At 53.5% G+C, this 13455-nt stretch carries 8 protein-coding genes; all 8 read right to left on the bottom strand.

Translation table 11 applies throughout. The annotated features are described in order from the left end of the window. Positions 1-36: 36 nt before the first annotated feature. Complete coding sequence (gene recD, locus EQY_RS0111165; protein ID WP_000775944.1) at positions 37-1863, bottom strand: exodeoxyribonuclease V subunit alpha; 1827 nt, start codon at positions 1861-1863, stop codon at positions 37-39. Then, positions 1863-5405: an exodeoxyribonuclease V subunit beta gene (gene recB / locus EQY_RS0111160; protein WP_024212524.1), complete on the bottom strand. Its 3543-nt coding sequence runs from the start codon at positions 5403-5405 to the stop codon at positions 1863-1865. Before recB ends, recD begins: the two co-directional genes overlap by 1 nt. Then, positions 5398-8286 (bottom strand): pitrilysin, encoded by a 2889-nt coding sequence (ptrA, locus tag EQY_RS0111155; protein ID WP_001138173.1) that lies wholly within the window; start codon positions 8284-8286, stop codon positions 5398-5400. Before ptrA ends, recB begins: the two co-directional genes overlap by 8 nt. A gap of 175 nt (positions 8287-8461) precedes the next feature. After that, complete coding sequence (gene recC, locus EQY_RS0111150; RefSeq protein WP_000946852.1) at positions 8462-11830, bottom strand: exodeoxyribonuclease V subunit gamma; 3369 nt, start codon at positions 11828-11830, stop codon at positions 8462-8464. A gap of 12 nt (positions 11831-11842) precedes the next feature. Next, the gene (locus EQY_RS0111145; RefSeq protein ID WP_001276467.1) at positions 11843-12166 is read right to left on the bottom strand and encodes a prepilin-type N-terminal cleavage/methylation domain-containing protein; all 324 of its coding nucleotides are present in this window, start codon (positions 12164-12166) and stop codon (positions 11843-11845) included. Next, on the bottom strand, positions 12151-12558 hold the full coding sequence (locus EQY_RS0111140; RefSeq protein WP_001078545.1) for a DUF2509 family protein: 408 nt from the start codon (positions 12556-12558) through the stop codon (positions 12151-12153). Before EQY_RS0111140 ends, EQY_RS0111145 begins: the two co-directional genes overlap by 16 nt. Continuing rightward, on the bottom strand, positions 12555-13118 hold the full coding sequence (locus EQY_RS0111135; protein ID WP_000111601.1) for a prepilin peptidase-dependent protein: 564 nt from the start codon (positions 13116-13118) through the stop codon (positions 12555-12557). Before EQY_RS0111135 ends, EQY_RS0111140 begins: the two co-directional genes overlap by 4 nt. After that, on the bottom strand, positions 13109-13455 hold a 347-nt coding region (locus EQY_RS0111130), incomplete at its 5' end, for a prepilin peptidase-dependent protein (protein WP_000851861.1). The genes EQY_RS0111130 and EQY_RS0111135, both read right to left, overlap by 10 nt.

Genomic DNA, 13455 nt, shown 5'->3' with positions numbered 1-13455 from the left:
GATAAGACGCGCCAGCGTCGCATCAGGCATTCACGTTCACTCCCGCGCACCAAACAACGCTGCCAGCCCGCTACGTCGCTCGGTACGAGTGGCGATTGCCGCACTCAAAATACGCTCATCGGCATACAGAGACAAACGTCGACGCGCGCGGGTTACCGCAGTGTAAACCAGTTCTCGCGTTACTACCGGTGTACGCTGGCTCGGTAAAATCAACGCCGCATGGTCGAACTCCGATCCCTGCGATTTATGTACCGTCATCGCCCATGTGGTTTCGTGCTCTGGCAGGCGGCTCGGTTGCACAGACTTAATATTGCCGTCCGGCATCGCAAACCAGACGCGCGTCCCCTGCCCGCGATCCAGCGCAATACCGATATCGCCATTAAACAACCCAAGCGCGCTGTCATTACGGGCAATCATCACCGGTCGGCCTTCGTACCAACGAGAGTGCAGATGACGATGAATTTTGCGCTTCTGTTGCATAAACTGCTCAATTCGCTCATTCAGTCCAGCCACGCCAAACGGCCCTTCCCGCAGGGCGCACAAAAGCTGGTACTCATTGAACGCCTGAATGATTAAATCCGGCTCGGCACGCGCTTGCAGCAGATCCAGATAACGTCCGTAACCCGCAAGAGCTTCCTCAAGCATCGCAATATAGTCTTCGCCGTTCTGCAAAAGCCGTTTTTCGATGTCAGTAAAATCCTGCTGAAAAACCGTTTTCACTGCCGTTTTATCACCACGGTTGATCGCCGCAGCTAACTGACCAATGCCAGAATCGCTGCCGAAACGATAGCTTTTTTGCAGCAGGCAGAGACTGTCACGCAAAGATGCCGCTTCTGTGCCAGTTCCTGCCGGAACGTGAGTTCCCGTCAGGCGGCTTAGCTGCCCGGCACGCTCGGCGGTAAAGCCGGCGTTGGCATAAGCACAGATATCGCCCAGCACAGCCCCTGCCTCAACCGAGGCCAGTTGATCGCGATCGCCAAGAAAGATAACTCGCGCATGATCGGGCAAGGCGTCGATCAGCCTCGACATCATAGGCAGATCGATCATTGATGCTTCATCTACCACCAGCACATCAAGATGCAGCGGGTTACCGGCATGATGACGTAAACGCTGGCTACCTGGCTGCGCACCCAGCAATCGGTGCAAAGTGCTGGCATCTTCCGGAATGCGTTTCTTTTGTTCATCGGTCAGCGGTAACTGGCGCAAAGCCTTGCCAAGCGATTCGGTTAAGCGCGCAGCAGCTTTCCCCGTTGGCGCGGCCAGTCGGATACGGCAGCGTTCACCGTCGGCCATCTGAATTAACGCAGCCAACAACTTCGCCACGGTGGTCGTTTTACCGGTGCCAGGGCCGCCGGAAATCACCGAGATCCGCCGCGTCAGCGCCACCGCTGCCGCCACTTTTTGCCAGTTAATTTCATCGCTTACTGGAAAAAGTTTGTCCAGGGTTTGCGCCAGTAGAGCTTCATCCACCTCAATGGCATGATTCACTTCGTTGAAAAATCGCGCCACTGTGCGCTCATTACACCACATGCGATTCAGGTAAAGACGATCGCCACAGAGGATCATTGGCGTTGGTTCATCTCCCCGGCTGACCGCTTGTGAAGCCAGCAAGCACTCTTCCCAATTTTGTAGCTCACCGATTTCACTGACACAGGTCGCCAACAGCGGATGCGACGCCTCGTTATTTTCCAGTCGTGAAAGCGGCAAACAGACGTGTCCCTCTCCGGCATCATGACTTAACAGTGCCGCCGCGAGGGTGACGGCAGGATGTTCATCACCCGCCACAGTCAGGGCAAATTGCACATCCAGCGGGCGTAGCTGTTTGTGCTCCACAGCTTCCAGTAATTGCTTTTGCAATTTCATTACGCCTCCTCCAGGGTCATACCGGCAAACATCTCATCCATCAGGTCAATCAACCCTGCGTTGGGTCGGGTCGCGTAGATCCCTTGTTGCGGATGTTCTTTATCAACGCCACGCAGGAACAGATAAATAACGCCACCAAAGTGACGCTCATAGTCGTAATCAGCAATTCGATGGCGCAGATAACGATGCAGCGCCAGGGTATAAAGCTGATATTGCAGATCATAGCGGTGTGCCTGCATCGCCGCTGCCATAGCCTGTTGGGTGTAAGCCGAACTGTCTTCACCCAACCAGTTAGATTTATAGTCGAGCAGGTAATAACGCCCTTCGTGACGGAACACCAGGTCGATAAAGCCTTTTAACATGCCGCGTACCTGCATGAACTCCAGCGGCGGACAGCCAGCGGATAGCGAGTCAAACTGGCGGATTAGCGCATCAAGCTGGCTGGCAATAAGCGGCTCGCTAATCGGCAGGTAAAACTCCATCTCCACCTGTTTATCGCGGGCGGAAAGCTGACTCAGAGTGACGCCAGTTTCATTGAGCGGCGCCTGAAGAATAGCGGTGATCCACTCAGTCAACACCGGTTCCCACTGCGGTTCAAAGCCGCCAAGTTCCAGTTTTTCCCGCACCCAGTTCGGGGCAACCGGCTGGGTAAAATCGAGGTCTTCAAACAAACTGTGCAAGAACGTCCCCGGTGACGCACCGCGCGGAAACTGATGTGGTGTTAACGTCGGTTCTTCAACGACGCTGGCAACGCCTGTAGCATCGACATCCAGCCGAGGCATCAAATCCTGGGCGATACCGTGACCACGCTGTTGCAAACCAGAGTAGCTGGTGACGCGCCAGTTATCGCCGGGCAATCGTTGTAGCGTCTTCGCATTCAGTTCAGCTGTAGAAACATCATTAACCTGCCACGGTTGATTATCACCCGTTTGCGCCGTTTGCCAGGCTATATCCTCATCGCATAGTGCCTCAATACAGGCGCGAAGCCCTGCCGCATCTTGCGGTTCCCCTTTTTGCAGCAAACGCCCGAGCGCACTTTGGTGGACGTCGGTGTCACCTTTTTTATCACCACGACGGCGCACCAGCGGCGCAACGCCGAGACTGCAATGCCAGACCGAACGCGTCAGCGCCACGTAAAGCAAACGCAGATCTTCCGCCAGACGCTCTGCCTCGGCGAGATCGACGCTTTCTGGCGCAGCGTTAAGATCAAGTACAGCCTCAAATGAATGACGATCGTGATAGAACGCCTGATCCTGGACGCGAAAATTGGTAATAAACGGCAACCAGACCAGCGGATATTCCAGCCCTTTTGATTTATGGATCGTGACGATCTGCACCAGATGTTTGTCACTTTCGAGGCGCATTTGCTGGCTGGAGGCATTACTGTCGGGTTCGAGGATATGTTGCGATAACCAGCGTACCAGCGCATGTTCACTTTCCAGCTGCGTTCCGGCTTCTTGTAGCAGTTCGCTGATATGCAAGATATCGGTAAGACGCCGCTCGCCACCTGCCGTGGCCAGCAGGTTTTCTGCAATGTTGCGCGCCGACATCAGCGCCCGCAGCATCGGCATAACGCCGCGTTTGCGCCAGATTTGTCGATATCCATCAAATTCTTCGACGACTGCATCCCACGCATTTTCGTCATCATTCAATGTTTCGATATCCAGGGCGTTCAACCCCATCATCGACGTTGCTAACGCACTGCGCAGAGTGTTCTCACGTTCAGGCGTCATTACAGCCTGCAACAGCCAAAGCATCTCCTGCGCTTCCAGTGTTTCAAAAACACTGTCGCGGTTCGAAAGGTAAACGGAAGGGATTTCCAGCAGCGTTAAGGCATCGCGCACCTGGGCGGCCTCCTGGCGGCTGCGTACCAGCACACTGATGTCCGAGGCGCGAACAGGACGCGCGGTGTCGCCATTCATCAGCAATGCTTCGCCCCGCTGCCCGGCCTGTAGCCAGTCGCGGATTTGCGCAGCACATACCTGCGCCATGGTACTTTGATAATCGCCAATACCGCAGCTTTCACCTTCCATCAGCCACATTTTCATCGCCGGCTGCGTTTCACCTTTAAATACAAAACGCAGTGCCTGATTTTTTCCGGCTGATTTCACTGGAATAAACGGAATTTCGCGGAACATGAACGCGTCATCAGCCTGGCTGAAAAGTTTGTTCACACTGTTCACCATTCCCGGCGCAGAACGCCAGTTGGTATCTAAGGTGTAGTGAGCGTGAACTTCGCTACGCGCCTTCATGTAGGTGAAAATGTCTGCGCCACGGAATGCGTAAATGGCCTGCTTCGGGTCACCAATCAGCAATAACGCCGTTTCCGGCTGATGGTGCCAGATACGGCGGAAAATCCGGTACTGCTGGGGGTCGGTATCCTGAAATTCGTCGATCATTGCCACTGGAAAGCGCGTACGGATCGCCGTTGCCAGCGCCTCTCCGCTTTCGCTACGCAGCGCGGAATCGAGCCGACTTAGCATGTCATCAAAGCCCAGTTCGCCACGGCGGCGTTTTTCGCGCGCTACTGTTTCGCGGATCTCAGCCAATGCGCGGGTGATCACCACATCACGGATCGACAATGGTTCGGCAAGCAGTTGATCGATCGCCTCAAACAGCGGATGTCGCGGTGTTTCCCCCCCGGCCTTCGTGCGATCTTCTAAGAAACGCTGAGAGAATTTTTCCAGCGACTCTGGCAACTGATAACTGTTGGTCTCTTCTTCTGCCCAGGCGCTGATCTTGTCTATCCATTTAGCCTGATTGCTACGGTTAAACTTGCGGCGATCAATACCGGAAGATTCGATCAGCGCATCCAGTTCACCTACTGCGTCACGCCACTGCTGTTTTACGGCATCGATACGCGCCACAATTTGCGCATGGCGGGAAGCCAGAGTTTCATCATCGGGCGGCGGCGCTTTGATAACCGGCGCTTCCCCTTGCAGATAACGGTTAATATCTCGCAGTAACGCCTGCGGCCCTTTCCAGGTTTCAAAGACGACCTGGGCAATTTCACGCGGTAACGGGTAGCAATGGCGACGCCAGAAATCGGCGCAGGCCTGGTAGCGCAGTAGAGACTCGTCTTCAATCAGCTGCTGCTCAAACAACATGCCGGATTCAAAGGCATTCAGGTTGAGCATTCGCTGGCAAAAACCGTGGATGGTAAAGACTGCTGCTTCATCCATCTGTCGCTCAGCTAACAGCAACCACTGCGCGGCTTGCGCTTTATCGTCGATCTCCTCCAGCAGGCGTGCATACAGCGGATTGTCGGTGGTTTCACGCAGACAGGCGATGCGTAATTCATGAATATTGCTACGGATACGACCGCGCAATTCTGCAGTGGCAGCCTCGGTAAAGGTTACTACCAGCAGTTCTTCAACGGTCAATGGGCGGGGAAAGGCGGAGGAACCGCCTAGTCCAAGTAACAGGCGCAAATAGAGCGCCGCAATCGTAAAGGTTTTGCCTGTGCCGGCAGAGGCTTCAATCAGGCGCTCGCCCTGTAAGGGCAAGCGCAAAGGATCTAGTGTCTCGGCGACATCACTCATTCTTTTCACTCATCAGGGGCATTGTTTGCTGCAACGCGCTGACGTTCTCCCATACTTTCCAGCCTTCAGGATGCACATATTCGGCTTTCCCGTTCTGGCTGCCGGAAATCTGCGACAGGATAGCCATGCCTTGCGGCTCGACCACCGCCTGATGGAAGAAATCGGCCAGTTTTTGCGGCGTCAGCAGTTTTATCTGTGCCACGATTTTATCACGCGAATCGAAGCGCATATTGCCGCGATCGAAATCTTTACTTAACTTCGATGCTTCTTCGCCGAGCGTTTGCGGTGCCTGCAGCATCTGGGTAATCACCGCCTGCTGGATTTGGGCAAACTCTTCTGGCTTCATCGCCCGCAATTTTGCCTCTGCGGTTGGGAAAAAGGCTTTGTATCGCTCCCACAGGTATGAGGGCTGTTTATCATTGCTTTGCAGCAAGAAGCCCATGCCCCACTGGCGACCCACACTCATAGGAAACGCGAACACGGCATAGCCCAACTGTTCTTCGGTACGCAACTGATTGTAGAACCACGGCTGAACAATCTGCGCCAGCAGAGAACTGTAGGCTGAACTGGTGTATTCATCGTAGCCAGTCGGTACGAAAACCGCTGCCAGGGCAGAGTCGGTACTGTTACCGGCTTTTTCAAAGATGACGGACTGTTTTTTCTCAACCACTACATCTTTGTTACGACACCACTCTGAACCATCAGCGCCCAACTGTTTTTGCACATCGCGTGCCAGCGTTGTTGCCTGGGCTTCGGTCATGTTGCCGATAACCATAAACTCTGGTCGAGCCCCTGATTTTAAGGCGTCGCGATAGGCCAGCACTTCTTTCAAAGTAATGGAGGGCAAAATTTTACGTCGCTCATCTCGCGAGAAGTATGGCACCTGCGAGAGCATTTGCGCGGGCATAATCGCCTGCTCAAACGCTTTGCCCTTTTCTGCGGAATCCATCATCTGGTTATACCAGGATTTCGCCTGCTCAAGCTGATCTTCCGTAGCGGTATAGCTAAAGTAGCCCTCCAGCAGAGCCTGGAAAAGCTGCGGCAGCCGCTGAGTGTAACCATTAGCATTGACCATAAGGCCGTTGTTAGCGTTGGTGGAAAAACTAATGCCACCAACTGACGCCTGGTTGCTTAACTGATCAAGCGCCAGCCCTGCGAGATAATCATTGAGCGCAAACATTACCTGATTACGGGCGCTGTCCATGGCTTTCGGGTTACGCAAAATCAGGCTGACATCAGCTTTGGGTTCGCTGGCAAAATAGCGGCTTGGCGCATACACCACACGCAGATTCGACTCATCAACAATCAGCTCTGGATGGTCGTATTTCTTCTCTGACTTAATCAGCGAGAAATCGTCAGGAATATAGGGGTTAAGCTCCGGCAAGGAGAGCGCAATGTCGGCGGCTTTTTTCTGCCAGTCAGCGAAGGTTTGTGCGCTGATTTTATCGACCTGATACGGCGCATCGACAAAGTAAGCCGTTTTATTGTGCGGCTCTTTCGGGCTGATATACCAGATACGCGCGTTCTGCGGCGTCATCATCGCCAGACGTTCTTTTACTGCTTTAGCATCGTACCGATCGGCAATATTGACTGCATCCAGCGTATGCTCAACAGGAACGCGAATCATGGTATCCGCCAACCATTCGACGTAATCCATATCACGGGTGATTGACGGATAACGGAAGTCGATATCCAGCACATTCGCCAGCTCATCGAAATACTGTTTATCAATCCCTTTTTCGCGTAACAGATTGAGGTAGCTGAAAATGGCCGCCACAACCTGATCGCGATTCGCCAGACCTTTATCGGTTAAGGACGCAGAAATCGCTAATACGCCGCTGTTACCGTTGACGATAGGATCGGAGTTGGCGCTAATGCCCTCAACTAATCCCTGCTTTTGCAGCCAGTCAGAAAGTGTACCTGGGCTGCGATTACCAATCAGATAGGTAATCAACTCATCCGTTTTACTACGGAACTTCTCCGAGTTGTTATCGATGCGAAACTCGACGCGCAGCACTTTACGCGGCAGCGCCGGGACGTAATGAATGATAATGCCCTTTTGCGCGTCGGTGACTACCGGCACGGTGATTTCCGGTTTCTGACTTTCTTTGTTAGGCACGCGACCGAAGGTGTCCGCTGCCATTTTTGCCAGTTCCGGCAATGGTTTGTTGCTGTAGATAACCGCCTTCATCAGATTGGCAGAGTAATATTTCTCATGGAAATCTTTCAGCGCCTGCTGCACAGGATTACCGGGTTTGTCGCTTAAGGTTTCCAGGTTACCGCCAGAAAACTTTGAACCAGGGTGCGCCGGGTTAATCGTTTCTGCGCTGACCTGCGCCATGCGCATCCCGTCACGCGTGCGCGCCATGGTTAATTCAGCGTTCACTGCATTACGTTCACGTTCGGCATATTTCTTGTCGAGCAAGGGTTCTGCAATAGCATCGGCCAGGCGATCTACCGCACCGGGCAAGGCATCGTTCTCAACTTCCAGATAGAAAGCCGTGCGATATGGTGCCGTGCTGGCATTGTGACTGCCGCCGTGCATTTTAAGATATTCAGCGAGGCTATCTGCTTGAGGGTACTTTTTCGAACCCATCAGACTCATATGTTCAAGGTAATGTGCCAGCCCCTGATACGCTTCAGGATCTTCCAGCGACCCAACGGGCACTACCAGCGCCGAAAGCGATTTAACCGCCTGCGGATCAGAAACCAGCAAGACCACCATACCGTTATCCAGACGTATAGCCTGATACTGGCGATTATCTTTATCACTTTTACGGATGGTTTCCTGAATCGGCTGCCATCCCGTTTCTGCCTGACTTAAGGGTGCCCAAAGGGCAACAAACAACAGTAATGCTTTGAACCAGGTGCTGCGGGGCATTCACGAACCTCATTATCAACTTTATTTTTCAACCAGATTCAATAAATTAAAGAAAATCATCCGGCAGAATATAATCTTGTGCTGAACGAGTCAGCCTGTGTCTATATAACCATCAGTCCGTGACTGGTGCGCATCATAAAGCAAGCAGATGGATTGCGCAATTTTTATACAGAACTCATGATTGATTAAAACGAAATAGCGGTAACAAGAAACGCTGCGACTGATCAACGATGGCTTCCATTGTCTCTGGCGTTAATTGCCGCCAGAGCCGTTGATACCAGATATCATCACCTTCACCACGCACCATCATGTTGCCCTCGTAAGCCTGAAGGAATTTCGTTCGAGCTTTTTGCAACGTGGAATCGTCATCCAGCATGGCATCGTTTGCCGCGTCATAACAGGTTTTTAGCCATGCGCCGCCACTTTCAGGTAACACCAGCAACGGCGCGGACATTCCTTCACGATACCCCTCAATCAGTTGTGAGAGGTAATGTAAAGCCTGTTCGGCTGCAAGCGGCGGGAAACGCCACTCGCCGTCTTTGCGTAGAAAAAGGCGGCTTTCACCGTTACCACCACTGGCACAGTAGACAAGGTGTTCTAACCAAAGTTGCATTCCCTGTGCCACACTGAGCAAAGAGGGACGCCAGCGCAGCAGGCCATCCGGCTGAACCTGCGGCAACCACCCAGTAATCTGCACACCGTTGCACGCGAGATCGATTTCCATACTCTGCCCCGGCTGGCGACAGGCAATGACTCTGTCGGCAAGCTGCTGCATCTCCTGACACTGCGTTTCCCAGAAAATTTCACCAAAAGCACCGTACGGTAAATCCCCTGCCGCCCGGAAGCGGCGGAACAAGCGTTCTGCATCATCCTGATCCACCAACGCATTTAATAACTGCTGATTGATTTGATAACGGCTAAGCCCTTCGAGAATAAATGGCTCGGTATCGGGAATTTCGCTGTCTTCGGTACGAAAATGCACCTGTAAACGCATCTGGAAAAACGCTCGCACCGGATGCGCCCAGAATCGTTGTAGCGTTTCCAGCGGCACGGTTTCTGGCAAGGTAAACGGTAAAGGCTGGACAAATTCAGAATGCGCCTTGCCTGCCTGGCTGGCTGCCGGTAGCCACTCACGCGCATAGCTTTGTAACTCGCCAGGCTGGTAGTTTTGCGGATCAAACGGCATCCGGGTATGGAGGCACGTAAGATGCTCTTTTACTCTTGCCTCGCTTTCATCACAGTTAAGCTCTTCATCACCCGGCAGATAATGACTTTGTCCGATGTAGTCGATCAGTTCCTGCACCAGCACCGACGGGAAACGTTCACTGTTATCCTGGATGGAACGCCCGATATAGCTGATATAGAGTTTTTGCTGCGCGGAAATTAACGCTTCCAGGAACAGATAGCGGTCGTCATCGCGACGGCTACGGTCGCCACGCTTCGGTTTCTGGCTCATTAAATCAAAGCCCAATGGTGCAAGCTGGCGTGGGTAAACGCCATCGTTCATCCCCAGCAGGCAAACCACTTTGAACGGGATTGAACGCATTGGCATCAGCGTACAAATGTTAACCGGACCCGCAAGAAAACGCTGGCTGATACGTTCTTGATCGAGGCGTTGTGCCAGTTCATCACGTAACAGTGACAGCGGCACCGCGTCGCCATACTGCGCACCTAAACCTTCGGCGATAATCGCTTGCCACTGCTGCTCAATAAGCGTCATCGCCGCTTCGGTTTCCGCATCCGGCAGGAAGAAGGCGTTGAGCATATCGCGACAAACCGGCAGCCACTCCTCAAGCGGACGCTCCTGCGCCAGGCCGCGACGCCAGATATTCAGTTGCATTAGCAGTGACGCCAGATGCCCTACCAGTTCTGCAATTAAGCCGCTCGATTCGTCATAAGGAAGAACCGATTGCCACTCGCCCTGGGCGCTCTCCATTGCATAGCCCAGCAACATGCGTGTCAGGCCAAATCGCCAGGTGTGTTGTCCGGTGGCGGGGAGTTCCAGCTCGCGAACGTTGTCGTCATCAATCCCCCAGCGAATGCCGGATTCATTAACCCACAGACGTAAATAACGTAGCCCTTCTTCGGTGATATCAAACCGCGCCGCCAGTACCGGCACGTCCAGCAGCGCCAGCACGTCCTCTGACACAAAGCGGCTGTCTGGCAGTGATAACAGGCTGATAAACGCTTCCAGCACCGGATGCGACTGCCGCGCCCGACGGTCGGAAATGGCATAAGGCAGGTAACGATCCGCAGGCGCGCTACCAAATACAGCCTGAATAAACGGACTGTAGCTATCGATGTCGGCCACCATCACGATGATGTCGCGTGGAGTAAGTGTCGGATCTTCTTCCAGCATCGCCAGCAGGCGATCGTGCAAAACTTCCACTTCGCGCTGCGGGCTGTGGCATACGTGGAAGGTGACGCTGTTATCCTGCGGATCAAGCAGACGTTTGTTGTCGCTGCGGGAAAACTCGCTCAGATTCACGCCTGCGACCGCACGGTTTTCCAGTTCCAGAATATCGGACTGGATGTTATGCAACAGGCTGTCTGGCGTGACATCAACGAATGCGTCCAGCTCCTGACTGCTCTGGAGATCGGCAAGCAGATAGATGTAGTCGCGCCCCAGTTTGCCCCACGAGGCCAGTAGCGGGTTACCAACATCCTGTTCGCCGTCGCTGTTAAACAACTGTCCGGCGTTTTCGCTATCGCGGAATAGCGGCAATTCGCGATCTTCAAAACTGTGTCGCCGCTGGCGAGTCAGCAGTTTCGCCAGATAAGCCGGATCTTTAATATCGCCCCAGTAATAGCGACAGGGGTTGGTAAACAGAAGATGGATTTCAATATGTTTACCCAGCGCCTGTAGCGCCTGTAGATAAACAGGCGGTAACGCGGAAATACCGCATATAAAGACACGCGAAGGTAACCCCGGCGGGCAGGTCGTCGCGGACTCCAGCGTTTCGATAAAGCGTTGATAGAGATTGGCACGGTGCCAGCGCGGTTGCCCCAGTTCATGGGTATATTCCACCAGCGCCTTCCACAAGGGAGCTTGCCAGGCCTGCGCTTCTCCCAGCCCTTCAACCAGGCGCCCCGCTTCCCACTGTGCCAGCCAGTCCGGGCGATAGACCAGATACTGGTCAAACAGATCCGCCGCTTTTGAGGAAAGCTGAAACAGCTTGCGCTTGTCGCTATCGTCAGTCAGGTAATGACGCAACAGGGTAAAATCTTCGCGATCCAGCAGTTGCGGCAGCAGAGTCATCAGTTTCCAGCTCATGCTCTGTTTGTTGAAGGCGCTCTCTTTGGGGATCTCCGGCAATACGCGGACGAACATATCCCAGATAAAGCTCGCCGGCAGCGGGAAATCAATGTTTGCCGCAATGCCGAACTTCTGCGACAGCGTCATTTGCAGCCACTGCGCCATACCGGTACTTTGCACCAGAATCATTTCTGGTTCGAAAGGATCGTCCAGCCGTTCGCGTTCGACGATAAACTCCATCAACGCTTCCAGCACGTCCAGACGATTGGAATGGTAGACCCTTAACATAGCGGCTCCTGACTACTGACGATTCGGGCAATGCAGGCGGGTCATCTCGCCTTCTCTGCCCCCGGGTGAAATTAACGTAACGCTGATGCTGACACATCCCGCCTGCGATGTCTGCATTCGGTTAACCTGCCAGTTGGCAGGTGGCGAAATCGCGCGCAGTTGCGTTTGCTGCCAGCCGTGCCGCCAGAGTTGCAGATACTGGTTTCTGCTGGCAAGACTGTTCATTAATGTTCTCTGATACCCCGATAACGCAGTGACAATCATCACCATCAGCACCATCGCCAACATCACTTCCGGCAGGCTAAAGCCTTGTTGATTCTTCAGGGAAGCTGACATAACGCCCCCTCTTTCTGCGGACAAAAATCACTCCAACCGCGTGGCGAAAAAACAATGTTTCCATCGTTCACTTCGCCTGTTCGCCACAATGAAACGCCTTCATAACCGGCAATCAGCAAGATTTCATTATCTGCCAGTAAACGCAGACAAACCCGGGCACCGGTTGCAGCGTACTGTGAGCACTGAACTGCGGGCTGCGTCTGCCAAGAGTGCATTCTGCCCCATTCCAGCGCCGACTGTACGATAGCCTGGCGACGCAATGACTGGCTTTCCATAGTCACCTGAGAGGCAAAACTGCGATCCTGTTGGCTCATTCCCTGTAGCAGCAAACAGCCCAAAACCAGCAACATCAGAACCAGTGCCAGCGATGATACTCCCCGTTCACGGTTCACAGGTTGAATCCTGTTACGCTATAACTGGCATCCACCACAGTTTGTGGTTCAGCCTTACTGGCACCGCGCATATTAACCGTCAACATCGGCGAAAACCCACTGACATCCTGACGTATGACCTGAAAAGTCTTGATAATGATGGCATCCGGATTAGTGACTTTATCCCAACCCTTACCTTCACAAGATGTCGCACCGCGTAATGTTTCCAGCACATGCTCCTTCAGACGAAATCCAATCTGGTCGGACTCTTTTACCGGTTCGCGATCCCAGATACCGTTACTGTTCGCATCCCACTGAACAATGATGCAGTCACCCTGCCCGACAATGACCAGCCCCTCGCCAGTGCAGCTACCATGACAATAACCCGCTCTCTGGAGATGCTTCGCGACTGTAAATATCCGCAGCCAGATTTCATCTTCCAGCGCCAGCTTACGGGCGCTCGTCAAACTTTCACGCTGTAATGCAGGCAGAAATCGTGCAGCCCCCAGCAACAGTACGCTACTGATCGCCATAGCAATCAAAACTTCCAGCAGAGAAAATCCTTGCTCTTTTACAGACATCCTTCTGTTTCTCCTTGCTGGCAAAGCCGGAGCCTTCCCCACGGCGAAACCACCAGCCACCACTCGCCCGTTGAGTTTTTGAAGCGAATATGCCCTGCCCATGCGGTATTGCGCAGGCCAAAGAAAGTGAGCGAAGGCGTCAGGTCGCTCATTTCTACGTCGGGCCAGCGTGGCACGAAGAGCAGCGGTGAACTGCCATGACAGGCATTCGCCCCTGCGGCAGAACTCACAAGACACCATAACTTCCCCTCCCTGATGACGCTGATACTGTGGTCGCGGTTATGCCAGTTGGCATCCTCACGTAAATAGAGCAAATAGTCCCGCGCCTGGCTGGCGG

The organism is Escherichia sp. TW14182 (assembly GCF_000208525.1).
Taxonomy (GTDB): Bacteria; Pseudomonadota; Gammaproteobacteria; order Enterobacterales; family Enterobacteriaceae; genus Escherichia; species Escherichia ruysiae.
The sequence above is the reverse complement of the archived record's forward strand: the minus strand, read 5'-3'. Positions and strand labels throughout refer to the sequence as shown.